Source organism: Mesobaculum littorinae (assembly GCF_004011175.1).
Lineage (GTDB): Bacteria > Pseudomonadota > Alphaproteobacteria > Rhodobacterales > Rhodobacteraceae > Tranquillimonas > Tranquillimonas littorinae.
In genome coordinates, this window is sequence record NZ_RQXX01000002.1 from 210,752 (window position 1) to 237,727 (window position 26,976).

23 protein-coding genes are annotated in these 26,976 nt (G+C 70.0%); 13 read left to right on the forward strand and 10 right to left on the reverse strand.

The window, feature by feature from the left end:
• Positions 1-49: 49 nt before the first annotated feature.
• On the reverse strand, positions 50-739 hold the full coding sequence (locus EKE94_RS05820) for an NAD(P)-dependent oxidoreductase (protein ID WP_127905671.1): 690 nt from the start codon (positions 737-739) through the stop codon (positions 50-52).
• Between the two features lie 241 nt (positions 740-980).
• On the opposite strand from EKE94_RS05820, the gene EKE94_RS05825 reads away from it, so the two are divergent.
• Genes EKE94_RS05825 through EKE94_RS05835 form a run of 3 tightly spaced genes read left to right on the forward strand, consistent with a single transcriptional unit; the run spans position 981 to position 3,318 of the window.
• Positions 981-1,427: a PaaI family thioesterase gene (locus EKE94_RS05825; protein ID WP_206615024.1), complete on the forward strand. Its 447-nt coding sequence runs from the start codon at positions 981-983 to the stop codon at positions 1,425-1,427.
• Entirely contained in the window at positions 1,424-1,987 is a 564-nt protein-coding gene (locus tag EKE94_RS05830) for a PaaI family thioesterase (protein WP_127905672.1), read from the forward strand. The genes EKE94_RS05825 and EKE94_RS05830 overlap by 4 nt, the downstream gene beginning before the upstream one ends.
• Entirely contained in the window at positions 1,984-3,318 is a 1,335-nt protein-coding gene (locus EKE94_RS05835; RefSeq protein WP_127905673.1) for an MATE family efflux transporter, read from the forward strand. Before EKE94_RS05830 ends, EKE94_RS05835 begins: the two co-directional genes overlap by 4 nt.
• A gap of 36 nt (positions 3,319-3,354) precedes the next feature.
• Here EKE94_RS05835 and EKE94_RS05840 read toward each other — a convergent pair whose 3' ends face one another.
• Positions 3,355-4,281, reverse strand: a complete 927-nt coding sequence (locus tag EKE94_RS05840; protein WP_127905674.1) for an alpha/beta hydrolase fold domain-containing protein — start codon at positions 4,279-4,281, stop codon at positions 3,355-3,357.
• A 105-nt stretch (positions 4,282-4,386) separates the two neighbouring features.
• Between EKE94_RS05840 and proC the strand changes: the two genes are divergently transcribed.
• Genes proC through EKE94_RS05855 form a run of 3 tightly spaced genes read left to right on the forward strand, consistent with a single transcriptional unit; the run spans position 4,387 to position 6,496 of the window.
• Positions 4,387-5,199: a pyrroline-5-carboxylate reductase gene (gene proC, locus EKE94_RS05845; protein ID WP_127905675.1), complete on the forward strand. Its 813-nt coding sequence runs from the start codon at positions 4,387-4,389 to the stop codon at positions 5,197-5,199.
• Complete coding sequence (locus EKE94_RS05850; RefSeq protein ID WP_127905676.1) at positions 5,196-5,534, forward strand: tRNA-binding protein; 339 nt, start codon at positions 5,196-5,198, stop codon at positions 5,532-5,534. Before proC ends, EKE94_RS05850 begins: the two co-directional genes overlap by 4 nt.
• Complete coding sequence (locus tag EKE94_RS05855; protein WP_127905677.1) at positions 5,534-6,496, forward strand: 2-hydroxyacid dehydrogenase; 963 nt, start codon at positions 5,534-5,536, stop codon at positions 6,494-6,496. The genes EKE94_RS05850 and EKE94_RS05855 overlap by 1 nt, the downstream gene beginning before the upstream one ends.
• Positions 6,497-6,849: 353 nt before the next feature.
• Here EKE94_RS05855 and EKE94_RS05860 read toward each other — a convergent pair whose 3' ends face one another.
• From EKE94_RS05860 to EKE94_RS05880, 5 genes are all read right to left on the reverse strand, one after another.
• Positions 6,850-7,440 (reverse strand): thymidine kinase, encoded by a 591-nt coding sequence (locus EKE94_RS05860; RefSeq protein ID WP_127905678.1) that lies wholly within the window; start codon positions 7,438-7,440, stop codon positions 6,850-6,852.
• Positions 7,441-7,721: 281 nt separating this feature from the next.
• Positions 7,722-8,294, reverse strand: coding sequence for an HPF/RaiA family ribosome-associated protein (locus EKE94_RS05865; RefSeq protein ID WP_164870840.1), 573 nt, complete (start codon positions 8,292-8,294; stop codon positions 7,722-7,724).
• A 467-nt stretch (positions 8,295-8,761) separates the two neighbouring features.
• Complete coding sequence (gene carB / locus EKE94_RS05870; RefSeq protein WP_127905680.1) at positions 8,762-12,094, reverse strand: carbamoyl-phosphate synthase large subunit; 3,333 nt, start codon at positions 12,092-12,094, stop codon at positions 8,762-8,764.
• A gap of 207 nt (positions 12,095-12,301) precedes the next feature.
• A complete protein-coding gene (locus EKE94_RS05875; RefSeq protein ID WP_127905681.1) occupies positions 12,302-13,372 on the reverse strand; it encodes a quinone-dependent dihydroorotate dehydrogenase in 1,071 nt (356 codons plus the stop codon).
• Entirely contained in the window at positions 13,369-13,707 is a 339-nt protein-coding gene (locus EKE94_RS05880) for a DUF952 domain-containing protein (RefSeq protein WP_127906295.1), read from the reverse strand. The genes EKE94_RS05875 and EKE94_RS05880 overlap by 4 nt, the downstream gene beginning before the upstream one ends.
• A gap of 399 nt (positions 13,708-14,106) precedes the next feature.
• On the opposite strand from EKE94_RS05880, the gene EKE94_RS05885 reads away from it, so the two are divergent.
• Together EKE94_RS05885 and EKE94_RS05890 are read left to right on the forward strand one after the other, a co-directional pair.
• Positions 14,107-15,675 carry a bifunctional metallophosphatase/5'-nucleotidase gene (locus tag EKE94_RS05885; RefSeq protein ID WP_127905682.1) on the forward strand — a complete coding sequence of 523 codons (1,569 nt, stop codon included), beginning with the start codon at positions 14,107-14,109 and terminating at the stop codon, positions 15,673-15,675.
• Positions 15,676-16,314: 639 nt separating this feature from the next.
• A complete protein-coding gene (locus EKE94_RS05890; protein ID WP_127905683.1) occupies positions 16,315-16,968 on the forward strand; it encodes an SOS response-associated peptidase in 654 nt (217 codons plus the stop codon).
• A gap of 593 nt (positions 16,969-17,561) precedes the next feature.
• Here the strand turns inward: EKE94_RS05890 and EKE94_RS05895 are convergent.
• Positions 17,562-18,047, reverse strand: coding sequence for a cupin domain-containing protein (locus tag EKE94_RS05895; protein ID WP_235855912.1), 486 nt, complete (start codon positions 18,045-18,047; stop codon positions 17,562-17,564).
• 172 nt (positions 18,048-18,219) lie between these two features.
• Here EKE94_RS05895 and EKE94_RS05900 point away from each other — a divergent pair, with 172 nt between their 5' ends.
• The 3 genes from EKE94_RS05900 (at position 18,220) to EKE94_RS05910 (ending at position 21,559) form a co-directional block, all read left to right on the forward strand.
• The gene (locus EKE94_RS05900; RefSeq protein WP_127905684.1) at positions 18,220-18,708 is read left to right on the forward strand and encodes a (2Fe-2S)-binding protein; all 489 of its coding nucleotides are present in this window, start codon (positions 18,220-18,222) and stop codon (positions 18,706-18,708) included.
• A gap of 13 nt (positions 18,709-18,721) precedes the next feature.
• A complete protein-coding gene (locus tag EKE94_RS05905) occupies positions 18,722-19,522 on the forward strand; it encodes an FAD binding domain-containing protein (protein ID WP_127905685.1) in 801 nt (266 codons plus the stop codon).
• A 177-nt stretch (positions 19,523-19,699) separates the two neighbouring features.
• Entirely contained in the window at positions 19,700-21,559 is a 1,860-nt protein-coding gene (locus EKE94_RS05910; RefSeq protein ID WP_127905686.1) for a feruloyl-CoA synthase, read from the forward strand.
• 161 nt (positions 21,560-21,720) lie between these two features.
• On the opposite strand, the gene EKE94_RS05915 is transcribed toward EKE94_RS05910, so the two are convergent.
• A complete protein-coding gene (locus tag EKE94_RS05915) occupies positions 21,721-22,416 on the reverse strand; it encodes a fumarylacetoacetate hydrolase family protein (protein ID WP_127905687.1) in 696 nt (231 codons plus the stop codon).
• 217 nt (positions 22,417-22,633) lie between these two features.
• Between EKE94_RS05915 and EKE94_RS05920 the strand changes: the two genes are divergently transcribed.
• Together EKE94_RS05920 and EKE94_RS05925 are read left to right on the forward strand one after the other, a co-directional pair.
• Positions 22,634-23,335 carry a biliverdin-producing heme oxygenase gene (locus EKE94_RS05920; protein ID WP_127905688.1) on the forward strand — a complete coding sequence of 234 codons (702 nt, stop codon included), beginning with the start codon at positions 22,634-22,636 and terminating at the stop codon, positions 23,333-23,335.
• Positions 23,332-25,953: an HWE histidine kinase domain-containing protein gene (locus EKE94_RS05925; protein WP_127905689.1), complete on the forward strand. Its 2,622-nt coding sequence runs from the start codon at positions 23,332-23,334 to the stop codon at positions 25,951-25,953. Before EKE94_RS05920 ends, EKE94_RS05925 begins: the two co-directional genes overlap by 4 nt.
• A gap of 118 nt (positions 25,954-26,071) precedes the next feature.
• Here EKE94_RS05925 and EKE94_RS05930 read toward each other — a convergent pair whose 3' ends face one another.
• Positions 26,072-26,926, reverse strand: coding sequence for a Crp/Fnr family transcriptional regulator (locus EKE94_RS05930; protein ID WP_127905690.1), 855 nt, complete (start codon positions 26,924-26,926; stop codon positions 26,072-26,074).
• Positions 26,927-26,976: the final 50 nt, after the last annotated feature.

Genomic DNA, 26,976 nt, shown 5'->3' on the forward strand with positions numbered 1-26,976 from the left:
TCTAACGCGGCCCCCATTCAGGTGCAATTGTAGCTGCAATTGCCCCGCCCTAGGGCAGAAGTTCGGAAAACAGGGCGGAGAGCGAGCTCTTCTCCTCCGGCTCGGGGCGGGCAATGGCGGGGGTGGCGCGGCTCCATTCTCCGGTTTCGGCGCAGTGCAGCATGAACCGGGCAAGGTCGGCGTGTCGGGTGCGGATCATTCCCTGCGGAATGACGTCGGCCACAACCGTGGCGTCGCCCGTGGCGGGGCCGTCCATCAGCCAGCCCGGGCGCACCGCCGTCCAGTCCAGAGACGAGGCGCGCAGGGCATGCTCCATCTCGCTCATCTGGGCGAAGATGCGGTCGAGGCCCAGGTTCGCCGCCGCCCGGAACCACACCGGGCCGCGGTCGCGCGTGGCGATGAAGGTGGCCGAGATCACGATCAGGCGTTCGGGCCGTCCCGCCGCCTCCATCGCGGCGATGATCGCCCGCGTGCCGTCGGAATAAAGCGGCGGAGGGTCCATCGCCGCCTTGGGCCCGAAGGCGAGGCCGAGCGCCGAGAGCACCGCGTCGCAGCCCGCGACCGCCGCGGCGGGATCGTCGTTCAGCACATCGACCCGCCGATACTCGACGCCCGCGGGCAGGGCGTTGCCGGGGTCCCGGGCCATGTCGCAGGCCCGGACATCGTGGCCGTTGGCGACCGCCGCGTCGACGATGTCGCGGCCCGTGGCGCCCAACGCGCCGAATACACAGAGTTTCATCGCGGCTCCCGAAGTTCCCGATCCGAAGGGGGAACGGCGCGGGCGGCGCGGTGTTCCCTGCGCCGGTCCGCGGTGGGCGGGAAACTCGCCTCCGGCGCCGCGGGGTGGACATGGGCGGGGTTGATCGGATCGTCACCGGCGGGTCAGGGCGGCGACGCTGCCGGGACGTCTTTCGCAACTAGACCTTGCCTGCGGTTCTGCCGGGCGACTATCGCTGGGGCGAGCAACGGAGGCGCATTCCTTGTCCGACGATCAATACCTGCGCATCGCGCAGCAATTCATCGAGGCCCTGCCTCACGCCCGGGTCCTGGGGCTCAGGCTGCTGTCCGTATCGCCCGGGCATGCCGAGATCGAGCTGCCCTGGGCCGCGCACCTGGTGGGCGATCCGGCGACCGGGGTGCTGCACGGCGGCGCGGTGTCGACCCTGATGGACACCTGCGGCGGCGCCGCGGTGATGGCGCATCCCGCCGCCAACGCCGGCGCCGCGACGCTGGATCTGCGGATCGACTACATGCGCGCCGCGACGCCGGGGCAGGCGGTGCGGGCCCGGGCCGAATGCCTGCGTGTCACCCGCTCGGTCGCCTTCGTCCGCGCCACGGCCTCCGACGACGACGTCGAGCGCCCCGTCGCGCTGATGCAGGGTGCCTTTACCCTGCACGCGCCGCGTCTGGCGGGGGAGGCGACATGAGCCGCCGTCCCGAACCCGTGCAGGTCGTGAAAGAGCGGCGCGATGCCGCGCTCGACACGCTGGTGGGCGGTCTGCCCTACCTCGCCTTCCTCGGCATCCGGTTCGAGCGTCGCGGAGACGAGCTGACCGCCGTTCTGCCGTTCCGCGACGAAAACATCGGCAACCCGCTCCTACCCGCGCTGCACGGCGGCGTGACGGCGGCGTTCCTCGAAACCGCCGCGGTGGTCGAGCTGGCGTGGTCGCAGCTCTGGCCGCAGATGGAGGGCGGGGCGGGTGCCGCCGCCCCGGGCGTGCGTCCGCCGTTGCCGCGCACCATCGACTTCACCGTCGATTTCCTGCGCTCGGGTCTGCCGCGCGATGCCTATGCCCGCGCCGTGGTGGTGCGGCAGGGGCGCCGCTATGCCAGCGTCCGGGTCGAGGGCTGGCAGGACAATCGCGCGCGCCTCTTCGCGCAGGCCTCGGGGCATTTCATGATGCCCGACCTTTCGGCCGGTCCCGGTGCGGCCTTCGCCGACGACGAGGCCATGGACCCGGCGCCCCCGGCGTCTGAGCCGCGATGAGCGGCACGCACCCCGGCGCCGCGCCGCGACCGATCACGCATCGCCGCGTGCTGGCCATCGCGGGGCCGATCGTCCTGTCGAACGCCACCGTGCCGATCCTGGGCGCGGTGGATACCGGCGTCGTGGGCCAGCTGGGCGAGGCCGCGCCGATCGGCGGCGTGGGGCTGGGGATGATCATCCTGACCGCGCTCTACTGGGTCTTCGGTTTCCTGCGGATGGGCACGACCGGGCTGGCGAGCCAGGCTTTGGGGGCGGACGACAGGCCCGAGGCCGACGCGCTTCTGTCGCGCGCCTTGTTGATCGGCATGGCCGCGGGCGCCGCGATCATCGCGCTGCAATGGCCGCTTTTCGCGGGCGCCTTCGCGGTCGCCCCCGCCTCGGACGAGGTCGAGGCGCTGGCGCGGACCTACATGGGCATCCGCGTCTGGTCGGCGCCGGCGCTGATCTCGATCTACGGGATCACAGGATGGCTGATCGCGGCCGAACGGACCCGCGCCGTGCTGGTGATCCAGATCGCGATGAACGCGCTCAATATCGGGCTCGACCTGCTGTTCGTCCTGGGGCTCGACTGGGGTGTCGGCGGCGTGGCCGTGGCCACCGTGATCGCCGAGTGGTCGGGCCTTGCGCTGGGTCTGTGGTTCTGCCGCGACGCCTTCCGCGGCACGGCGTGGCGCGACCGGGCTAGGGTGCTTGACCCCGCTCGGCTGACCCGGATGGCGGCCGTCAACGGCGACATCCTGATCCGGTCGCTGCTGCTGCAGGGGGTCTTCGTCTCGTTCATGTTCCTGGGCGCCCGCTTCGGCGACGTGGCGCTGGCGTCGAACCAGATCCTGCTGCAGTTCCTCGAGATCACCGCCTATGCGCTGGACGGTTTCGCCTTTGCGGCCGAGGCCTTGGTGGGCCAGGCCTTCGGCCGCCGTCGCACCGACCTCGTGCGGCGCGCCAGCCTGATGACCTCGGTCTGGGGGCTGGCCGTTTCCGGGTTGCTGGCGCTGGCCTTCGCGCTGGCGGGCGGCACCGTCATCGACATCATGACCACGGCGCCCGAGGTGCGCGAAACGGCGCGGCTGTTCCTGCCGTGGATGGTGCTGGCGCCGCTGGCCGGGCTCGCCGCGTGGATGCTGGACGGCATCTTCATCGGTGCAACCCGGACCGGCGACATGCGCAACATGATGGTGATCTCGGCGCTGGTCTACGCGTTGGCCGCCCTGCTCTTGGTGCCCGCGATGGGCAACCACGGCCTGTGGGCGGCGCTGATCGTGTCCTTCGTCGCCCGCGGCGTGACCCTGGGCCTGCGCTACCCGCGGCTCGAAGCCGCCGCGGCAGGCTGAGGTCCATTTGGGGAGGTCCATTCGGGGGTGGGGGCGCTAGCCCCCCGCGCCGCTGCGCCCGGCCTCATCGGCACGCGCGCGGTCCAGTTCGGCCCGCAGGCCGCGCGCCAGCCTCAGAAGCTGGGCGCGCGCCACGGGAAACGCCTCGGGCCACATGTGGGCCATGTGGAACTGCCCCGGCGCGATGTCGAGCGAGACCGACGCGCCCTGCAGCGCCGCGCGGTGGGCCAGCAGCAGCGTGTCGTCCAGCAGAACCTCGGCCCCGCCCGCCGCCAGCTTCAGCGGTGGCAGCTCGGAGAGATCCTCGAGCAGGGGCGAGACTGCGGGATCGCCGCCCGGTCGGTCTCCGAAAACAAGGCGCGCCAGCGCGGCGTCGTCCGCGTCCGAGTTCATCGCGTCCTCTTCGCTCATCGGCGCGCGGCTGGCGCTCAGCCCGCTGCGGTCGGTATTCGCCGAGATCAGCCCAAGCGCGGCGATGCGCTCGGGCACGGCCAGACCCAGCGTCAGCGCCAGATGGCCGCCGGCACTGATCCCCGCCACGGCGACCGGCCCGGGCAGCGCCTCGAGCAGCGCGAGCGCGGCTTCGGGCTGGGCGGGCCAGGGGTCTTCGGGCGCCAGCGGATAGCGCGGCAGGATCACCCGCAGACCGGCCTCGGCCATCACCTGCGCGGCGGCAACATGGGTTTCAGGCGCGCCGAAAACATAGCCGCCGCCGTGGAAGAACAGGCAATCGGGACCGTCGCCCACCACCAGCGCCTCGACCTGCCCGATCAGCGCGGGACGGGCGGCGGGCTGTGGACCGATCCGGTCGGCAAAGCCCTGCCGCATCTCGGCGGGCGTGCCCGTCACGGGGTGATCGGCGATCCGGCGCCGTACCGCGTCGGGGCTGCGGGGCAGCTCGGGCCCGGCGGTGGGCTGGGCGGTGCTCTGGGCGGCGGGCGGGGGTGTGGTGTCCTGTGTCATCGGCGGGGAAAGTGGCGGCGGGGCCCGGCGGTTCCCGCGGGCTTGCCCTTGGCCGTGCTGCCGCTAGGGTCGGCGCCAGACGAGACAAGGGAGAGGGACCGCGGAATGGACATGAACGAGGTGAAGGCGCGAGGCATCGTGCTGCTGGGCTGCGGGCGCATGGGGTCGGCGCTGCTGAAGGGCTGGCTGGCCGACGGGTTTCCGCCCGCGTCGGTCTACGTGCAGGACCCGGCTCCGTCCGACTGGCTGCGCTCGGTCGACGGGCTGCACCTGAACGGGTCGCTGCCCCAGCGCCCGGCGGTGCTGCTGGTCGCCGTGAAGCCGCAGATGATGGCCGAGGCGCTGCCCCAGATCGCGGGCATCGGCGGTGGCGACACGCTGGCGATCTCGGTCGCCGCGGGCACGCCCATCAGCCTGCTGGAGGAGGCGATCGGAACGGGCACGCCGGTGATCCGCGCCATGCCCAACACGCCCGCCGCCGTGGGCCGTGGCATCACCGCGCTTGTCGGGAACGACGCCGGGACGCCGCATCTCGGCCTTGCCGAGGAGATGCTGAGCGCCGTGGGCCAGACCGTACGACTGGAGGAAGAGGGCCAGATGGACGCGGTCACCGCCGTCTCGGGCTCGGGCCCCGCCTACGTGTTCCACCTGATCGAGACGCTGGCCCAGGCGGGCGAGGCCGAGGGTCTGTCGCCCGAACTGGCCTTGCAACTGGCCCGCGCCACGGTCGCGGGCGCCGGCGCGCTGGCCGAGGGCGCGGGGGAAACCCCGGCCGCGCTGCGCGAGGGGGTGACCAGCCCCGGCGGCACGACGGCCGCGGCGCTCAAGGTGCTGATGGATGACGAGACCGGCTTTCCGCCGCTCCTGCGTCGCGCGGTCAAGGCCGCCGCCGACCGCTCGCGGGAGCTTCGGGGATGAGCGATCTGGGCTTCGACGAATTCCAGCGGGTCGACATCCGCGTGGGCCGCATTTCCCGGGCCGAGCCCTTTCCCGAGGCGCGCAAGCCCGCGATCCGCCTCTGGGTCGATTTCGGCGACGAGCTGGGCGAAAAGAAAAGCTCGGCTCAGATCACCCGGCATTACAGTCCCGCCGATCTGGTCGGCCGACAGGTGCTGGCGGTGGTGAACTTCCCGCCCCGCCAGATCGGCCCGGTGATGTCCGAGGTGCTGGTGCTGGGGATCCCCGACGAAGACGGAGAGGTCGTGCTGCTGCGGCCAGATATCGATGTGCCGCTGGGCGGGAGGATGTTCTGATGCCGAAGGTTCTGATCACGCGGACGCTGCCCGACAGCGTCATGGCCGCCGCGCGCGACGCGTTTGACGTGGCGACCCGCGACAGCGAGATGCCGATGACCGCCGAAGAGGCCGCCGCCACGCTCAGCCTTTACGACGCGGTACTGCCGACTCTGGGTGACGCCTATTCCGCGCAGGCCTTCGGGCTGGTGCCGGAACCGAAGGTGAAGCTGCTCGCCAATTTCGGCGTGGGCTACAACCATATCGACGTGGGCGCGGCCAAGGCGGCGGGTGTCGCCGTGGCCAATACCCCCGGCGCGGTGACCGATGCCACCGCCGATATCGCGATGATGCTGATCCTGATGTCCTGCCGCCGCGCGGGCGAGGGCGAGCGGCTGGTGCGGGCGGGCGACTGGACCGGCTGGCATCCGACGCAGCTTCTGGGCCTGCACCTGGGCGGCAAGACGCTGGGCATCGTCGGCATGGGCCGGATCGGCAAGGCCATCGCACGACGCGCGCAGGCGGGATTCGGGATGGAGGTGATCTTCCACAACCGTTCGCGGGTCGCGGATGCGGGCGTGCCCGCGCGGCAGGTCGACACGCTCGACGAGCTTGCGCGCGCGGCGGACGTGGTGGTGCTGGCGGTGCCGGCCACGCCGGAGACGCGCCACCTTGTCGATGCGGGGTTCCTGTCGGCGATGCGGCCACATGCCCGGCTGGTCAACATCGCCCGTGGCGACATCGTCGACGAGGCCGCCCTGATCGCCGCGCTGGAGGCCGGAGAGATCGGTGGCGCGGGGCTGGATGTCTACGAGGGGGAACCGCAGGTGCCGCAGGCGCTGCGCGACCGTGACGACGTGGCGCTGCTGCCGCATCTCGGCACCGCCGCGCTGGAGGTGCGCGAGGCGATGGGGATGATGGCGGTCGAGAACCTGCGCGCCTTCTTCGCAGGTGAGACGCCGCCGAACCTGGTCGAGCCCTAGGGCCCGGCGGAACCCCCGCGCCCGGCCGGCCGGCCCGTCGTCGCCCCTGCGTGCAAGGGGTGCCGGGCCGGTCGCCAACAGGTGCCGCGCGTCCCTGCGCGGGGACGCGAAGAGCAGTGGCGCCCCCCCTCGGCTGCCCCCCGGAAGACGCCCATTCGCCGCGACGCCCCTTTGCGAGGCACCGCGACGAACCACCGATCAGCCGTCCTTGGGTGGACGCCCGACCGGCGCTCGGAATCTTCGGTCTCGGCTTCGGGCCCCGGTGGAGGAGCGGGGTTGGGTAGGTGGAAGAGCATGCGCCAGGGCAGGGGGGGCATGCCCGGGGCCATGGCCAGGGGCGCGGGGAAGGTGGGTCAGGTCGCGGCGCGGTCTCCGACCGCTTCGCGCCAGTGGCGGCGGCAGAGGGCCACGTAGGTTTCGTTGCCGCCGATCTGGACCTGGTCGCCCTCGGTCGCCACGCGGCCCTCTTCGTCGCGCCGGATGACCATCGTCGCCTTGCGCCCGCAATGGCAGATCGTGCGCACCTCGCGCATCTCGTCCGCCACCGCCAGAAGCGCGGCGGAGCCCGGGAAGAGATGTCCGAGAAAGTCGACCCGCAGGCCATAGCACATCACCGGCAGGTGCAGGTCGTCCACCACGCGCACCAGCTGCCAGACCTGCGCGGGTTCGAGAAACTGCGCCTCGTCGACGAAGACGCAGTGAATATTCTGGTCCCGCAGCCGGTCGCGCAGACGCTCGAACAGGTCCTCGCCCGGGGCGAAGGTATCGGCCGCGCTGCCGATACCGATGCGGGAGGCGATGCGCGCCTCGCCGGCCCGCCGGTCCAGCCGGGCGGTCAGCAGGTAGGTCTCCATCCCCCGTTCGCGGTAGTTGTGGGCCGCTTGTAGAAGCAGCGTCGATTTGCCCGCGTTCATCGTGGAATAGTGAAAATAGAGCTTCGCCATGGACCGAGGGGTTAGCCCCGGCCCCGCGCGGCGGCAAGACCTGACGGCAAGACCGGTGGCGCAGATGGCGATGCGGGCGGTCCCGACCGCCATGGCGATCGGCGCACGGGCCCGCGCAACGGCCCCGGGGACGGTTCCCGGGACAAGCGGCGCCCTGACCGCGCCTGATCAAAGCATGGGCGGGCCGCTGGAGGACCGGCCCGCCCATGCGCCGCCCCTGCGATGTGCCGCCAGGGGCGGGCATCTCGGGGGCGGGCATCCGGGGATGGAGCGCGCCGGGGTCAGGCCATGTTCGACGCCGCCATCTGAGAGGCGGGTCGGACCGACGCCGCCTGCGGCCCCATGCCGTTATTGCCTTCGCGGCTGATCGAAAGGGCGACGGGATCGCCTTCGCTCAGCTGGTCGAAGGCATCGCCGGACACGCTGGCGCGGTGGAACCAGATGTCTTCGCCCTCGGCCGTCTCGATGAAGCCGTAGTCGCCGAACAGCCGCCGGACCCGGCCCGTGGGGGCGGCGTCCAACGTCTTCACGTCGCCGCGCACGGTCTGCGAGAACTGCTCAAGCTGCCGGTCCATGGCGTCGAAGGCGGCGTTTACCGTCTGCAACACGTCATAGCGGTCGGCCTTGCCGGGATCATGGCTGACGACCAGTTCCTTGCCGGGCACGCGGGCCTCGATCCGGACGTGGTAGGCTTTGGCCGCGCCACCGGACTTGTGGTCCAGCTCGACCACCACATGGGCCGAGGTGATGTGCTTGAAGTAGCGCTCCATCTTCCGCGCACGCTCGCGGACCCGCCGTTCGACGGTGGGCGAGGCATCCATGTTGTGGAAGGCGAGTTCGAGAGGGGTGTCCATCGGTTTGTCTCCCGTAGTGTGACAGGAGGGAAACGCCGGGGCGACGGCAGGGTTTCCAAGGCATGCCAACAAGATAGCGCGGATTTGCATGATCCCGCCGGGCGGCGGGGAGGGGACGGCGAAATGCCGCCCGGGGTCGGACGCGCGGTTCACGCCTGCGTCAGACGACGCGCTTCGTAGCCGGCCCGGCGGAACGCGGCCAGGACGGGAATGGGGGCAGAGGGGGAAGGCCGCCCACCACGGGGCAATGACGGTGCCCGCGAGCCACGGGGCGCGGCGACACTTGAGGGGACTATCAGGCCAGGGGGACGCAATCGCCGCGGCCTGCCGGTCCCCGGATCGCGCGAAAGCGGGAGGGTGACGCGGGCTGGCGCGGGGCTGTCGCGGTTTGCCGGCGCGGTCCGAAGTTCTGAGGTGCCGTAACGGGGCCACCGGGACGCGTTGCCGCCCGGTGGCCCCGGCTCTGGTCAGCCTTGCAGGCTGCGCACGCCCAGATCGCTGTCCTGGCGCGCCTGCATCGCCAGCGCGGCGGCGTGGGCGCCCGCAAGCGTGGTGAAGTAGGGGATCTTGTCGTAAAGCGCGACCGAGCGCATGGCGCGGCTGTCCTCGATCGCTTGCGCCCCCTCGGTGGTGTTCATCACCAGGGTGATCGCGCCGTCCTTCATCAGGTCCACGATGTGCGGCCGCCCCTCGTAGACCTTGTTGACCAGCCTCGCCTCGATCCCCTGCTCCTTGAGATAGGCCGCCGTGCCGCGCGTCGCGACAAGGTCCAGGCCCAGCGACAGCAGGGTCCGGGCGGCCTCGATCAGCTCGGGCGTCTTGTCGGCGTCCTTGATCGACAGGAAGGCCGTGCCCTTGCGCGGCAGGTCCACGCCCGCGCCCATCTGCGCCTTGAGGAAGGCGCGGGGGAAATCGCGGTCCCAGCCCATCACCTCGCCGGTCGAGCGCATCTCGGGGCCGAGCAGGGTGTCGACGCCCGGGAACCGGGCGAAGGGCAGCACCGCCTCCTTGACCGAGAACCACGGCATCGCCGGGTCCGCCAGCGTCATCGGGTCGGCGAAGGGCAGCGGATCGTCGGGCCCGGTGCCCGAGGGGTAGGGCGCGCGCGAGGGGAAGGCCGAGAGTTTCTCGCCCGCCATCAGCCGCGCCGCGATCGACGCGATCGCGCTGTCGGTGGCCTTGGCGACGAAAGGCACGGTGCGCGAGGCGCGCGGATTGACCTCGAGCACGTAGATCGTGTCGTCCTTGATCGCGAACTGCACGTTCATCAGGCCGACGACGCCCAGCTTCAGCGCCATCGCCTCGGCCTGACGCTCCATCTCGGCGACCAGTTCGCGCGACAGGGTGTGTGGCGGAAGGCAGCAGGCACTGTCGCCCGAGTGCACGCCGGCCTCTTCGATGTGCTGCATCACGCCCGCGACATGCACCGCCTCGCCGTCGCAGAGGATGTCGACGTCGACCTCGACCGCGCCGGTCAGGTAGCTGTCCAGAAGCACCGGGTTCTTGCCCGACACCACAACCGCGTCGCGGATGTAGCGGGCGAGGTGCGCATCGTCGCGCACGATCTCCATCGCCCGACCGCCCAGCACGTAGGACGGGCGGATGACCAGCGGATAGCCGACCTCGGCCGCGATCTGCATCGCCTCTTCGTCGGAATGGGCGAGGCCGTTCCGGGGCTGCTTCAGACCCAGCTCGTTCAGCATCCGCTGAAACCGTTCGCGGTCCTCGGCCAGGTCGATGGCGTCGGGCGAGGTCCCGAGGATCGGGATGCCCGCGTCCTGCAACTGGTCGGCCAGCTTCAGCGGGGTCTGCCCGCCGAACTGCACGATGACGCCCAGAAGGGTGCCGTTCTCCTGCTCGACCCGCAGGATCTCCATCACGTGTTCGAAGGTCAGCGGCTCGAAATACAGCCGGTCGCTGGTGTCGTAGTCGGTGCTGACCGTCTCGGGGTTGCAGTTGACCATGATGGTCTCGAACCCGGCGTCGCTCAGGGCAAAGCAGGCGTGGCAGCAGCAGTAGTCGAACTCGATCCCCTGGCCGATGCGGTTGGGCCCGCCGCCCAGGATCACGACCTTCTTGCGGTCCGAGGGGCGCGCCTCGTCCTCGACCTCGCCCATCACCGGGGTCTCGTAGGTCGAATACATGTAGGGGGTCTGCGCCTCGAACTCGGCAGCGCAGGTGTCGATGCGCTTGAACACCGCCGTGACTCCAAGCCCGCGGCGGGCGCGCCGCACCTGATCTTCCTCCTGGTCCGTCAGCATGGCGAGCCGGGCATCGGTAAAGCCCATCATCTTGAGCTTGCGCATGCCCTCTTCGTCGGTGGGCAGGCCGTCGCGGCGGACGCCTTCCTCGGCCTCGACGATTTCGCGGATGCGGGCGATGAACCAGGGATCGTATTGCGTGGCCGCCTGGATTTCGAGGTCGGACAGACCGTGCCGCATCGCCTGCGCGATCAGCCGCAGCCGGTCGGGCGAGCGGGCCGACAGCGCCTTGACGATGGCGGCTTCGTCCGGCGCGCCCTCGATCGCGATCTCGTCAAAGCCCGACAGCCCGGTTTCCAGGCTGGCCAGCGCCTTCTGCAGCGATTCGTGGATCGTGCGGCCGATCGCCATGGCCTCGCCCACCGACTTCATCGCGGTGGTCAGTTCAGCCTTCGATCCCGGGAACTTCTCGAAGGCGAAGCGCGGGATCTTGGTGACGACGTAGTCGATGGTGGGCTCGAAACTGGCGGGCGTCACCTTGGTGATGTCGTTGTCGAGCTCGTCCAGCGTGTAGCCGACGGCCAGCTTGGCGGCGATCTTGGCGATGGGGAAGCCCGTGGCCTTGGACGCCAGCGCCGAGGACCGCGAAACGCGGGGGTTCATCTCGATCACCACCATGCGGCCGGTTTCGGGGTCGACGGCCCATTGGACGTTCGACCCGCCGGTCTCGACCCCGATCTCGCGCAGCACGGCGATCGAGGCCGAGCGCATGCGCTGGTACTCCTTGTCGGTCAGCGTCAGGGCAGGGGCCACGGTGACGCTGTCGCCGGTGTGCACGCCCATCGGGTCGACGTTCTCGATGGCGCAGACGATGATGGCGTTGTCGGCGCGGTCGCGCACGACTTCCATCTCGTATTCCTTCCAGCCCAGCAGGCTTTCATCGACGAGGATCTGCCCCACGGGCGACGCGTCCATGCCCGACCGGCAGTAATGTTCGTAGTCGTCGCGGTTGTAGGCCACGCCGCCGCCGGTGCCGCCCAGCGTGTAGGCCGGGCGGATGATCGCGGGCAGGCCGATATGTTCGACCGCCGCCATCGCCTCGGCGACGCCCGCGTTGATGTCGTAGCTGCCGTCGGCGCGTTTCGGGGCCGACACGATGGTGGCCTTGGGGTTTTCCAGGCCGATGCGGTCCATCGCCTCGCGGAACAGCTTGCGGTCCTCGGCCATTTCGATGGCCTCGCGCCGGGCGCCGATCATCTCGACCCCGAATTTCTCAAGCACGCCCAGCTCTTCGAGCTTCAGCGCGGTGTTGAGGCCGGTCTGACCGCCCATCGTCGGCAGCAGGGCGTCGGGGCGCTCTTTCTCGATGATCTTGGCAACCATGTCGGGGGTGATGGGCTCGATATAGGTGGCATCGGCCAGCCCCGGGTCGGTCATGATCGTCGCGGGGTTCGAGTTGACGAGGATGACGCGGTAGCCCTCTTCGCGCAGGGCCTTGCAGGCCTGGGCGCCCGAGTAGTCGAATTCGCAGGCCTGCCCGATGATGATGGGCCCGGCCCCGATGATCATGATCGAGTGGATGTCTGTCCGTTTCGGCATGATCTTTCGTATCCTCTTGGCTGCGCGCAAATCGCCTTGCCTTATAGGCACGGCACCCGCGGACGCAAGGGCGAGCGCCGTCTCGGAAACCGTCCGGTGGACGGTTTCAGGCGCGAGCGGGCGGAGCCCCGGACGATCGCGCCCGCCAAAGATGAAAGCTGCCGGCTCGGGGTCGGACGACATGGTGGGCGTCGGCGCCCTGCCTCTTCAGTCCCGCAGCCAGCGGTCGCGATCGGTGCCCACGGCCTCGGCCAGGGTGGCAAACCCCTCGGCGGCCAAGAGCCCGTCAAGCTCCTGCGCGATGCGGGCGGCGAGCGACAGTCCGCCCCAGATCAGTGCCGAGTAAAGCTGCACCGCGGACGCACCGGCCCGGATCTTGGCCAGCGCGTCTGCGGCCGAGCCGACGCCGCCGACCCCGATCAGCGGCAGCGTCCCGCCGGTTTCCACCGACAGCCGTGCCAGCACGCGGGTCGACGGCGCGAAGAGCGGTGCGCCGGAGAGGCCCCCCGTCTCGTTCGCGCGGGGATCCTTTAGGCCGGTGCGGTCGGTCGTGGTGTTGGTGGCGACCACTCCGGCGATCCCCGCGTCCAGCGCAACCCGGGCGATCGCGGAGATCTGGGCCGCGTCGAGGTCCGGCGCGATCTTGAGAAAGATCGGGACGGGGGCGGACAGCCCGGCATTGGCCTCGCGCACGCCGGCCAGCAGGTCGCCCAGTTCGTCCGCGCCCTGCAGCTGGCGCAGCCCGGCGGTGTTGGGGGACGAGACATTGACGGTCGCGAAATCGACATGCGGGCCGAGCACCCGCAGAACCTCGGCATAATCGTGGGCCCGGTCGGGGCTGTCGCGGTTGGCGCCGATGTTCAGCCCCCAGGGCACGCGGCGCGGCCCGGCGTGGCGCGCCAGACGTTCGGCCACGGCCTGCGCGCCGGGGTTGTTGAAGCCGAAGCGGTTGATGATCGCGCGATCCGCGGGCAGCCGCCACAGGCGCGGCGCGGGGTTGCCGGGCTGGGCCCGGGGCGTGACGCCACCCAGCTCGAGAAAGCCGAAGCCCGCGCGGTCCAGCCGGTGCGGCGCCTCGGCCCCCTTGTCGAACCCGGCGGCCAGCCCCACCGGATTGGGCAGGTCGAGTCCCGCCAGCCGCGACGCCAGCCGGGGCGAGGTCACGGGCCCGGGCTGCGGTGCCAACCCGGCACGCAGGGCGGACAGGGCCACGGCATGCGCCCGCTCGGGGTCGAGCCGGTGCAGGACCGGCAGGCCGACACGTTCGCGCAAGCTCACCAGAGTTTCTCGGGCAGGCGCGGCGCGCCGTCCTTAAGCGGGATGTCGCAGTGCCACGTCACCTCGCCCAGCGACAGGGTGCGGTAGAGATGCGGGAACTTCGCGCCGCCGCGGGCCTCTTCCCAGCGCAGCTCGGGACCGAGGCTGTCGATGTCGAAGGACAGAAGCGTCAGCCCGTCCTCGCCCGCGAAATGCTTGGCCAGCGTGCCCGGCACCTGGTCGGCCGTGGACAGGTGGATATAGCCGTCGGCCAGGTCGACCGGCGCCCCGTCGAAGGACTCGGCGTCCTGGAAGGCGCGCCATTCGGACGCGCGGAGGATCTTGTAGACGTGCATGCAGCAGGGATGCCCCTGCGGCGCTTCGGGGTCAAGCATCGTCGTGCGTGGCGGGCGGGGCCGGGCCTGCCGGGCAGGCGGAAACGGTCAAGCGGGGCGCGCGGAAAAGGTCGTGCGGCGCACGCGGGCAAGGATGTGCGATGCCCGCCCGAGCCTTTGTCCGCCCGCCCCCTTTTCCGCCAAACCCCTTGCCCGGAAAACCCTTTGCAGATGCTTCCCCTCTGCCCGGCGGCCCTCCGCTAGTGCGGGGCCGGCGCGCTGCCCGTTTCGCGGGCGGCCGCGACGTCAGGGCGCTGCGTCATCGGGCTGTCATCCCGTGCGCCTAGGTCGCGGCTTTGACACCTTGCGCAAGCTTCGCCAAGGTCACTGTCACAATAATCAACCCTGGGAGGTTCCCCGATGCCCATCCGTCTTCTGTCAACTGCCGCCGTGCTTGCGCTCAGCGCCGGTGCCGCGCAGGCCGAATTCTCGATGACGCTGCTGCACACCAACGACTTCCACGACCGGTTCGAGCCGATCAACGCCTATGATTCGAGCTGCTCGACCGAGGATAACGAGGCCGGCGACTGCTTCGGCGGCATCGCCCGGATGATCACCGCGGTCGAAGAGGCGCGCGAACGGGCCGGCGACAACGTGCTGCTGCTGGACGCCGGCGACCAGTTCCAGGGCTCGCTGTTCTTCAGCGAATACGGCGGCGAGCTTGCCGCCGAGTTCATGAACCAGCTGGCCTACGACGCGATGGCCGTCGGCAACCACGAATTCGACAACGGCCCCGAGGGCCTGGCCGAGTTCACCGCGCAGGTCGATTTCCCGGTCCTGTCGGCCAATATCGACGTCAGCCAGAACGACCAGCTTTCGGGCGAGGTCGAGAAATCGACCGTGATCGAGGTCGGCGGCGAACAGATCGGCATCGTCTCGGTCCTGGCCGAGGACACGCCCGAGACCTCCTCCCCCGGCAAGTCGGTGATCTTCTCCTCCGACACCGACGGCGCGCAGGCCGAGATCGACCGCCTGACCGACGAGGGCGTGAACAAGATCATCCTGCTGACCCACGTCGGCTTCCCCGCCGACAAGCGCCTGGCCGAAGAGCTGACCGGCGTCGACCTGATCGTCGGTGGCCACAGCCACACGCTTCTGTCGAACGACGACGAGGATGCCGCCGGCGCCTATCCGACCGAGGTCAACGGCGTGCCGATCCTGACCGCCTATGCCTATGGCAAGTACCTGGGCGAGGCGCAGCTGACCTTCGACGACGCGGGTGAGCTGACCGAGATCTCGGGCGATCCGATCCTGCTCGACGCCTCGGTGGCCGAGGACGAGGACGCCGTCGCCCGCATGCAGGAGCTGGCCCAGCCGCTGGAAGAGCTGCGCAACGAGGTCGTCGCCGAATCGACCGGGACCATCGAGGGCTCGCGCGAGGTCTGCCGCGCGAGGGAATGCGAGATGGGCGTTCTGGCCGCCGACGCGATGCTGGACCGCGTCGCCGATCAGGGCATCGTCCTTGCCATCACCAATGGTGGCGGTCTGCGCGCCTCGATCGACGAGGGCGAGGTGACGATGGGCGAGGTCCGCACGGTCCTGCCGTTCCAGAACACGCTGTCGACCTTCGAGGTCTCGGGCCAGGCGATCATCGACGCGCTTGAAAACGGGGCGAGCCAGTACGAAGAGGGCGCGGGTCGCTTCGCGCAGGTCGCGGGCATGTCCTACTCCGTCGATCCCTCGGCCGAGGTCGGCAGCCGGATCTCCGACGTCATGGTCGGCGGCGAGCCCATCGACCCCGAGGCGACCTATGGCGCGGTCTCGAACAACTACGTCCGCAACGGCGGCGACGGCTATGCGATGTTCGTCGATGCCGAGAACGCCTATGACTTCGGCCCCGACCTTGCCGACGTGATGGCCGAGTACCTCGCCCAGAACACGCCCTACGAGCCCTATACCGACGGTCGCATCACCGTCGTGGGCGAGTGATCCCGGGCGCCTGAGCGGTTGCTGACGCAAACTGGGGCGGGCCTTCGGGTCCGCCCTTTTTCGTGGGCGCCTGCTCCGAGGGGCGCGTTGCGACCGCCTGTTTGTCGTGGGCGCGTGATCCCGGGCGTCCGTGCGTTTCCTGCCTAAGGCTCGGCGGGCTTTTGGGTCCGCCCCTTTTTTACGGGCCACCCGCTTCGGGGCGCGCATTGCGACGGCCCGATTGTCATGGCGCGTAATCCCGGGCGCCCGGGCGTTTCTTGACGCAGTCCGGGGCGGGCCCTCAGATCTGCCCCTTTTCCCCGGGCCACCTCGCTCCGATGGGCGCTTCGCGACGGCCTGATCGTCTTGGGCGCGTGATCCCGGGGTTTGGTTCGTCCTCCGCCCCGACCAGGGCGGGCCTTCGAGTACTGTCTTTCCCCAGGCCGTCCGGGCCATGCGGTGTTTCGCAACCGCCACCTCAGGGTGCCTGACGGGTGCGCGCCGACCTTGGAGCATCCCGGCAGCCTGCGCTTCCAAACGGCAGAATCCGGGGCGCCCGTGACAGGGCCGGGGAAGGGGGCGGCGAGCCTCCCAGAGGGGGAGCGGCTGTGCGATCCGTGGGCTCTGGCGCGTCGCGGCTGCCGTGCTAGATTACGGCGCATGTGCGGACGCTTCGCGATCACCCTCCCGCCTGATGCCATGGCGCAGATGTTCGAGGCCGCGCCGTCGAATGATCTGCCGGATGTTCCGAACTACAACGTCTGTCCCACCGACCGGGTGCACGCGGTCCTGGTCGAGGCCGGCGCGCGGCGGCTTCAGGGTCTGCGCTGGGGCTTCCTGCCGCAGTGGTACGACACGCCGGGCGACGGCCCGCTGCTGATCAACGCCCGGGCCGACACCATCGCCGACAAGCCCGCGTTTCGCCAGGCGGTGCGGCAGCGGCGCTGCCTGATCCCGGCCAGCGGCTTCTACGAATGGACCAAGAACGAAGAGGGGCGGCGCCTGCCGTGGTTCATCCACCGTAGCGACGGCGCGCCGCTCGTCTTCGCCGGGATCTGGCAGGACTGGGGTGCCGACGGCCTGCGCACATGCGCCATCGTCACCACCGCGGCGCAGGGCGCGATGACGCAGATCCACAGCCGCGTGCCCGTGGTGCTGGACCCCGCCGACCACGCCCTGTGGCTGGGCGAGGCAGGCCACGGCGCGGCCCGCCTGATGCGGGCGGTCGAAGACGGCGTGCTGACAGCCTACCGCGTCGATCCCAAGGTGAACTCGAACCGCGCCGAGGGGCCCGAGCTGATCGAGCCCGTCTAGGCCGGGCTTTGCCCCGCCCTGCTGCCCGACCCCTGCTACCCGACCCCTGCGACACGTCGCCAGCTAGTCCCGGCCTGCCACCCGCTCTCCGGCCCTATGCTTGTCGAGCAATACCCGAACCCGCGCCGGGCCTGCCGTGCTTGCAGCCGGTCCGCGTTCCGCAGGTTCACTGGCCGAGGGCCTGTGAAAGGCTGCCGGGCCCGACGGCCGACACCCTGAGGGCAGGCTGGCGTGCGGCGGCCAGCGTTTTTGTCCAGCGGCGGCCGCAAAAGCCACATCGACGGACGATCCGCGCCAGCGCCCTAGAACCGAGGCGATGCGCGCCGACCGAAGGTCAAAAAAAAGGCCGTGCGGGGCACGGCCTGTCCAGTCAGGGAGGAACGGGCGCCGCCGACGCCTCTGGCGGGCGTGGGGCAGGGTCCTTGTAAAACGGATGTCACGGTCACTGTCCACTCGGTCCGGGGGCCTCTTGCCGGGCCTCGCCGGGGCCGCTTGGGCGGCTCTTGTCCCCAGGGTGCCCGCGTGGGTGCCGTTGGGGAAGGGGGCATGCCGCTTCTGCCGCCGCCTGTGGCCGATGGGCGACAGCGGGCGGGTCAGTAGGGCGTGCCGTCGCGATGGGCGAAGCGCCAGGCGCCGTCGATCAGCACGGCCTTCAGGTCGTCCTCGGGATAGCCGACCTCGTCGCCGGGGGCCCTGTCCCCGATCTCGAGGTAGACGGCGTCCACCGCGCCGTGGTTGACCAGCTGGTGCGCCGCGCCGCGCGCGGCGAAACCGGCGCACATGCCGGCCTGCAACTCGGTCGACAGGATGCCGGTCTCCGTCTCCTGCCGCAGGGTGGGCGTGCCTTCGAGCACATAGATGAACTCGTCCTGCACCGAGTGGCTGTGCAGCAGTGCAGAGACCGCCCCGGGCCGCAGCCGGGTCAGGTTCACGCCAAAGCTGCCCAGCCCGAAAACATCGCCCAGGGCGCGCTTTTCGCGCCCCTCCATGCGGGACAGGAACGGTTCGGGGTAGCTTGACGGCTTGGTGCGCGGCGGCACCTGCGCGGCGGCAACGGGGCCTTTGGCGGGGACGGACAAGGCGGGCCTCCGGGATGATGTCGTGCTGATGTCGGGGCAATGATGGTGCCGCGGGCGGGGCTGCACAAGGGCCTGTGCGCGACCCGTGCCCGACCTGTGCACGAGGGGCGTGGACGCGGCTTTCCCGCTGCTCTACGGTTCCGGCAAAGAGGAGAGGCCCGGGGGGAAGGCAATGAAGATCGACATGACCGTCAATGGTCGCAACGTCTCGGGCGAGGTCGAGGGGCGCACCCTTCTGGTCGAGTTCCTGCGCGAGGGGCTGGGCCTGACCGGCACGCATGTCGGCTGCGACACCTCGCAATGCGGGGCCTGCGTGGTGCACGTGGACGGCGCCGCGGTGAAGGCCTGTTCGATCTTCGCCGCCGAATGCGACGGCGCGCAGGTCGCCACGATCGAGGGGCAGGGCAATGCCGACGGCAGCCTCGGCGCGATCCAGCAGGCGTTCCAGGACTACCATGGCCTGCAATGCGGGTTCTGCACGCCGGGTATGGTGATGTCGGCGGCAGCACTTCTGAAGGACAACCCGAAGCCGTCCGAGGCCGAGGTGCGCGACTACCTGCAGGGCAACCTGTGCCGCTGCACCGGGTACCACAATATCGTCAAGGCGATCCTGGCCGCCTCGGGGCAAGAGGTCGCTCCGGTGGCCCGGGTCGAGGCCTGAGGGGGGAATCGCGATGTATGATTTCGAACTGATGCGGCCCGCCACGCTGGACGAGGCTATCGCCGCGCTGGGGGACGAGGACGCGCAGCCGCTGAGCGGCGGGCAGACGCTGATTCCGACGCTGAAGAACCGCCTCGCCATGCCCTCGCGGCTGGTCAGCCTGTCGGGCATCGCCGAGCTGCGCGGTGTGACGGTCGAGGGCGACGTGATGCGGATCGGCGGCGGCACCACCCATGGCGCCGTCGCCCGCGAGGCGGCGGACCGGTTCCCGGGGCTTGCGGGGCTGGCCGCCCGGATCGGCGACCCGGCCGTGCGCAACCGCGGCACGATCGGCGGATCGGTCGCCAACAACGACCCCTCGGCCTGCTATCCCGCCGCCGCCATGGCCACCGGCGCCACGATCGTCGTGCAGGGGGCCGAGGGCGCGCGCGACATCGCGGCAGATGACTATTTCCAAGGCATGTTCGCGACCGCGCTGGAGGAGGGCGAGATCGTCACCGGCCTGCGCTTTCCGATCCCCCTTGCCTCGAACTACCAGAAGTTCGAACAGCCCGCCTCGCGCTTCCCGCTCGTGGGGGTGTTCGTGGCGCGGTACGGCGACCGGGTCGGCGTCGGCGTCACCGGCGCCGCCGAGGACGGCGTGTTCCGCTGGGCCGAGGCCGAAGAGGCGCTGGCCGAGGAGTTCTCGCCCCGCGCGGTCGAGGCGCTGCGCCTGCCGGCCGAGGGCCTGATCGGCGATCTGCATGGCACGCCGGAGTATCGCGCGCATGTTGCGCGGGTGATGACGGCCCGGGCGGTCTCGGCCGCGGGCTGACCCGTGCGGGCGCGCCCCGGGGGCGCGTTCGGACGGTGCGTTCGGACAGGGAAGGAGGCGGGCCGCCGGGGAGGGTGGTCCGCAGGATGATGGAAAAGGGGGCCGCACGCGGCCCCGCCGCGCCCGCATCGGGCCGCGGCCACGCCGGAGCGCAAGTCCGGCGGATGGGAGGATGACATGGACAAGATCAAGACGCGTGCGTTCGACAAGTGGGCGCCGCAACTGGGGTGGGAGCGCAAGGACGACGGCAGCTGGCTGATCTGGCGCGACGATCCCTTGGGCGACTATCCGGCCCGGATGAACGAACGTCTGATCCACTGGGCTCGCACGGATCCCGACCGCACCTGGATGGCGCAGCGCGACGGCGACGACTGGCAGCGCATCAGCTACGGTGCGCTCTGGCGCGACGTGCAGGCGCTGGGGCAGGCGTTGCTCGACCGTGACCTGGGGCCGGACCGCCCGGTGATGATCTTGTCGGGCAATGACCTCGACCATGCCCGTCTCGCCCTGGCGGCGCAGCACGTGGGCGTGCCCTCGGCCGCGATCTCGCCGGCCTACTCCCTTGTCTCGACCGACTACGAGAAACTTTCGGGCATCGTCGAGCAGATAACCCCCGGGCTGGTCTTTGCCGCCGACGGCGCCCTGTTTGCCAAGGCGATCGCGGCCGCGGTGCCCTCTGACACGCCCGTGGCCGTCGCGCGCAACCCGGTCGAGGGGCGCGACAGCCCGCTTTTCTCTGATCTGCTCGCCACCGAACCGACCGACGCCGTGGCGCGTGCCTTCGATGCGACCGGCCCCGACACGGTGGCCAAGTTCCTTTTTACGTCGGGCACGACGGGATCGCCCAAGGCGGTGATCCAGACCCAGCGCATGCTCTGCTCTAACCAGGAGATGATCGCCGACAGCTATGCCTTCATGCGCAGCCAGCCGCCCGTGGTGGTGGACTGGGCGCCGTGGAACCACACGGCCAGCGGCAACAAGGTCTTCAACCTCACCATCTACCACGGCGGAACCTACTACCTCGACGAGGGCAAGCCGTCGCCCAAGGCCATCGGCGAAACCATCCGCAACCTGCGCGAAATCTCCCCCACGTGGTATTTCAACGTCCCCGCGGGCTACGAGATGCTGGTCGACGCGATGGAGGACGACGACCAGCTGCGCGAAAGTTTCTTCCGCGATCTCAACATGATGATGTACGCGGGCGCGGGGATGGCGGACCATACCTGGCGCCGCCTTCGCGACCTGGCGGTGCGCACCGTGGGCGCCGAGATCCTGCTGTCGACCGGGCTGGGCGCGACCGAGACCGGCCCCTTCGCGATCAACTGCATGGAGCCGCAGGAGGTGCCCGGCAATGTCGGTATCCCCTCGCAGGGCGTGGTGCTGAAGCTCGTACCCAACGGCGGCAAGCTCGAGGCGCGGCTCAAGGGTCCGCATATCACGCCAGGCTACTGGCGCGCGCCGGAGCTGACCGCGAAGGCCTTCGACGACGAGGGGTATTACCTTCTGGGCGACGCGCTGCGCTTCGCGGTCGAGGATGATCCGGCGCAGGGCTTCCTGTTCGACGGACGCATCGCCGAGAACTTCAAGCTGCGCACCGGAACATGGGTCGCCGTAGGCCCGCTCAGGGCCAAGCTGGTGGACGAGCTGGGCGGTCTGGCCCGCGATGCCGTGATCACCGGGCAGGACCAGGAGGAGCTGGGCGCGATCCTGATCCCCTACCTGCCGACGCTGCGCGCCCTGCTGCCCGCGGCCGACCGCGGGGCCCTGAGCGATGCCGAGGTCGTCGACCACCCGGCGGTGCGCGACGAGCTTGCGCGGAGGCTGGGCGACCATGCCGCCCGTGCCACGGGATCGGCCACGCGGGTCAAGCGGGTGGTCTTCATCGACAGTGCCCCCGCGCTGGACCGCGGCGAGGTGACGGACAAGGGGTCGATCAACCAGCGCGCGGTGCTGCGCCACCGCGACCACCTGGTGCAGGCGCTCTATGCCGACGATCCGCGGGTGATCCACCCCGACATGGGCGAAGCCGCCGCCTGATCGCGGCGGAGGTCCGCCCGCCGCCCGGTTTTCCGGCCGGCGCGTGCCCGGCCCGCCCGCCTGCGTGCCCCGCTCTGCCGCGCGGCAAGCTCGCGCGCGGCTCTCGCTCTGCCGCCTTGCATCCCTGCCGGGGCCTGTGGCGCTGGGGCGCTGGGCAGGCGTCAGTCCAGCGTGAAGCCAATCTCCGGCAGGTCCATCGCGCCGCCGGTCACGTGCTGGCCGCGGGTCACCGCGCCGACGCCTGCGGGCGTCCCCGTCAGCACCAGATCGCCGGGGCGCAGCGCGACCGCCTGCGACAGGTGCGCCAGGATGTCGGGGATGGGCCAGATCATCTCGGACAGGTCGGCGTCTTGCCGGACCTCGCCGTCGACGGCCAGCCAGATCCGCCCGGCTCCGGGGCGCGCGCCTTGCGCGGGCCGCAGCGGGGCGATCGGCGCCGACTGGTCGAAGCCCTTGGCCCAGTCCCAGGGACGGCCCGTGCGCTTGGCCTCGGCCTGCAGGTCGCGCCGGGTCAGGTCGACGGCCACGCCGTAGCCCCAGACATGGTCCCAGGCGTCGCCGGTCGCGATGTCCGCTCCGCCGGCGCCGATCGCCACGGCAAGCTCGATCTCGAAATGCAGATCGGCGGTCATGGGCGGGTAGGGCAGGCGCGGCGCGGCCTCGATCGGGGCCGGCACGGCCGCATCGGCAGGCTTGGAGAAGAAGAAGGGCGGATCGCGGTCGTCATTCCCCATCTCGCGGGCATGGGCGGCGTAGTTGCGCCCGACACAGAAGATCCGGCGCAGCGGGAACCGGGCCGTTCGCCCCTCAACGGGGAGGCTGGCGCGGTCGGGAGGCGTGAAGACGTAGTCTGACATCGGGAAACCTCTTTTTCAAATCAGCGCGGCAGAGTCGCTGCCGCAATGGTTGCGTGACATCCGAGCGCAAGGAAAACCTATGGATACACGCCGATTAGGCGCAAAACCGCCGATGTGCCGAAGCGTCCCGCAAGACAGATGACATATAGACTTAAACTGGTGAAACATCTCCCGATATTACGAGTGAACGCCCTGAAAAGCCTGAATAGAACAGGGCATGATCGAAGGTTCGAGCGGTCCATTGCACGACAAGACCCATGAAGACTCCGCCGGTGACGCGATCCGTGTCGCCGGGGCAACCGGCCATGAAAACCCGGCGTCGCGTGACGCGCGGGCGACGCTGCGCTGGCGTCTGCGGCAGGACACGCGTGATGAGCATGAGGCGCTGGACGCCATGCTTGCCGACTGCGACGTCGCGACCGCCCCGGGGCTGGCCGCCTTTCTTGCCGTGCAGGCCGATGCGCTGGCCCGGTTGGCCCCGATCTGCGCGGATGGCGCGACCCGCCGGTTCGTGATCGATCTGCTTGCCGCAGCCCGGACCGACCTGCGCGCGCTGGGAGTGGTGGACCCGGAGCCTGCCGGGACGGACACCGCCACCAGCGCCTTCGACGGCGTGCCTGCGCCCCGCATGCTCGACCCGCTTGCCGTCGACTACGTGATCTTCGGGTCGCGGCTGGGCAACACGGTGATGCACCGACATTGGAGTGCCACCGCAGATCCCGCGGCGCGGCAGGCCGGGCGGTTCTTGTCCCTGCCTGTCCCTGCCGATGGCTGGCGCGGGCTGACGGCGCGCCTGTCCGCGATGCCCGCGACCGGCGTCGATGCAGATCGCACGATCTGCGATGCGCGGGCCGTTTTCGCACTTTACGGACGGGCGGCGGTCGCTAGAAGGGCTGAAGTTTACAGGGCGAGTGCATGACAGACCAGAACGAGCAAGCGTTCACGCCGCCGGTCGACCTTACCAATTGCGACCGCGAGCCGATTCACATTCTTGGCAAGGTGCAGGGCTTCGGCTGTCTGATCGCCACCTCGTCGGACTGGATGGTCCAGCATGTCTCGGCAAACGCCACCGACATTCTGGGGCTGGACCCGGAGACGCTGATCGGCACGCCGCTCAGCGAACACCTGCCCGCCGAAACCCTGCACCACCTGCGCACAAGGATGCAGATCTCGGGCCAGAACGCCGGCCCGGCGCGGACCTTCGGGCTGGACGTGTTCGAGGACGGGCGCCTGTTCGACGTCTCGGGCCACATCTCGGGCCGGTCCTTCGTGCTCGAGTTCGAGCCGAAGAGCGCGCGCCGCGACCTGCACGACCTGACGATGGTGCAGCCGCTGATCGCGCGGATTTCCGAAGGCGAGGGTATCGAATCGATCTGCCGCCGCGCGGCGCGTGGGCTCAAGGCCCTGTCGGGTTTCGACCGGGTCATGGTCTACAAGTTCAACGAGGATGGCAGCGGAACCGTGCTGGCCGAGGACCGGCAGCCGGAACTGGGCACCTTTCTGGGGCTGCGCTATCCCGCCACGGACATTCCGCAGCAGGCGCGTGAGCTGTACAAGCGCAACCTTATCCGCCTGATCGCCGACGTGAACGGCGAGGTCTCCCCGATCGTGCCGGAACTCAGCCCCGAGGGCGCGCCGGTCGACCTGTCGCTGGCCACCACCCGGGCGGTTTCGCCGATCCACCTGGAATACCTGCGCAACATGGGGGTCGAGGCGTCGATGTCGCTGTCGATCCTGCACCAGGGCGAATTGTGGGGGCTCTTCGCCTGCCACCACTATTCGCCCCGCTACATCGACTACGAACTGCGCACCGCGGTCGAGCTGTTCGGTCAGCTCTTTTCCTACGAACTGGCGCAGAAGACCTCGGATGCCGAGCGGCAGCATATCCGCGACGCGCAGAACCTGCACGACCGCATAGTCGCCCGGCTCAGCCACGATGCGGCCTTCATGGACCGTTTCGACGAACTGGCCGACGAGATCCTGCAGGTGATCCCCGCCGACGGCTTCGCCGTCTTCTCGGATGATCGCTATGCTTCCCGCGGCATCGCGCTGGACGAACCCGAGTTCCGGCGGCTGGCGCGGGTCCTGAACACCGCGATCAGCGGGCAGGTGCTGACCGTGGACAACCTGTCGCGCATCCACCCGCCCGCGGCGGAGTATGCCGACCAGGTGGCGGGCATCCTAGCCATTCCGATCTCGCGGTCGCCGCGCGATTACATCGTGCTGTTCCGGCGTGAGGTCGCGCAGATCGTCAAGTGGGCCGGCGATCCGAAGAAACCGGCGCAGGTCGGCCCCAACGGGCTGCGCCTGACCCCGCGCAAGAGCTTCGAGGCCTGGCAGGAACTGGTGCGCGGTCACTCGACCCCGTGGCTCGAGCCTGAGCGTCGCGCGGCGGAAACGCTGCGGGTGACCCTGCTCGAGGTGGTGCTGCGGTTGTCGGAAGAGGCCAATCGCGAACGCGCCCGGGCGCAGGAAAAGCAGGCGCTTCTGATCGCCGAGCTGAACCACCGCGTGCGCAATATCCTCAACCTGATCCGCGGGATCGTCAAACAGTCGGGCGAGGATGCGAAGAGCGTCGAGGAATTCACCAGCGTTCTGGGCGGGCGCATCCAGTCGCTGGCGGCGGCGCATGACCAGCTGACCCAGCAATCCTGGGGGCCGACGCCCCTGCAACACCTGATCGAGGTCGAGGCCGAGGCCTATGCCGGCGGCGGCGAGGCGCGGGTGGAGATCACCGGGCAGGATGTCGAACTGAACAGCTCGGCCTTCACGACGATGGCCCTTGTGATCCACGAGATGATGACCAACGCCGCCAAGTATGGCGCGCTCAGCCTGCCCGACGGGCGGGTCGAGGTGCGCACCGCGCTTGGCGAAACCGGCGGCCTGGAGATCGAGTGGCGCGAAAAGGGCGGGCCGCAGGTCGTCCCGCCGGAACGACGCGGCTTCGGATCGACCCTGATCGAAAGCTCGATCCCCTTCGAACTGGGCGGCACCGCCGAGGTGACCTATGCCGAAACCGGCATCATCGCCCGTTTCACCGTCCCGAAACGCCACCTGTCGATACCGGCGCGCAACGGGCAGGTGCCCGTGTCCCGCCACGCGCCCGCGCTGCGGGCGGTGGGAGGGGGCGAGGCCGGACAACCCGAGGCGCCGCAGGGCGATCCTGCGCCCGCTGCGCCGCTGTCCAACGTGCTTCTGTTGGAAGACAACATGGTGATCGCGCTCGATGCGTCGGACCTGCTCAAGGAGGTCGGCGCCGAAGCGGTGACGACCTGCGGTTCGGTTGCCGACGCGATGGCGGCGCTGGACGCGGCAACGCCGGATCTGGGTGTGCTCGACCTCAATCTCGGCAGCGAAACGTCCGAGGCCGTTGCCCATAGGCTGGTCGAGCTGGGCGTGCCCTTCGTCTTCGCCACCGGCTACGACAGCGCGGACGATGCCGTGGCGGCTTTCCCGGCCGTGCCGCTGGTGCGCAAGCCTTTCAGCGCGGCCGAGCTGAAACAGGCGCTCGATACCGCGCGTCGCGGGCGGGGCTGAGCGTCAGCTTCGGTCGCGCGGCGCCGGACCACCCGGGGTCGCGCGACAGACCCGTGCCCCATGCGGGAACCGAGTGCTCGACGACAGGGCGCGTGATCCGGGGCAGGGCGTTTGCGGGTCAGGCGTGGGTGGCGCCCTCGGCGGTCACCTTTTCGTCGGGGGCAATGGGGGGGAACCACGTCATGTCCAGCTCGTCGTAGCGATTGACGTAGCGTGCCAGCACATCCAGCTGCGCGCGGTCCAACAGGCGGATGTAGGGACGGTCGATCTCGATCAGCCCCTCGGTCACGAAATCCGACAAGAGCCGGCTGACATAGACCGGCGACAGGCCCAGCGCCTCGGCCAGGTCGGTCTGGCGCAGGGGAAGCCGAAATCGGCGGCCGATGTCGGGGTTGGCGACCATCAGGCGGGCATGCAGATCGACCAGCAGGTTGGCCAGCCGTTCGCGCGCGGTGCCCAACGCCATCAGCGCCAGCCGTTCGCGCAGCGCGATCTGGTCGAGGCTGACGATCGCGGTGAGGAGCGCTGCCAGCCGCGGCTCGTGCAGGTAGATGTCCGACATCCGGTCCAGCGGCATCGGGCAGACGACGCATTCGGTCATGGCGACCGTGTTGTGTACCACCGTCATGCTGCCGATTTCGGGCAGGCCGATCAGCTCGCCGGGCAGGAAGATCCGCAGGATCTGGCTGCGACCGTTGACCTGTTCGGTGCGCACCGCCGCCCAGCCGCTTTTCAGCACGAAGATGCGTTCGCTGTGCATGCCGCGCGACAGGATGGTCCCGCCGGGGGCGATCCGGGTTTCCGGCTTTTCGATGCTGGCGACGAACTCGGCCTCGGAATTCGACAGGTCGATGTATCGCTCCAACCGATGGGCAAAGCAGCTTTTCTGCGCGTCGGAGGGGGCGTTGGTCGTGTCGCGCATGGTCTCGGGTTCCTCGGTCAGGGCCGACACCGGCAAACGCCATTCGACCATGATGTCTGTCCCTCCCTGAATAGCCGCCCCGATCCGGTGTGACAATCGCA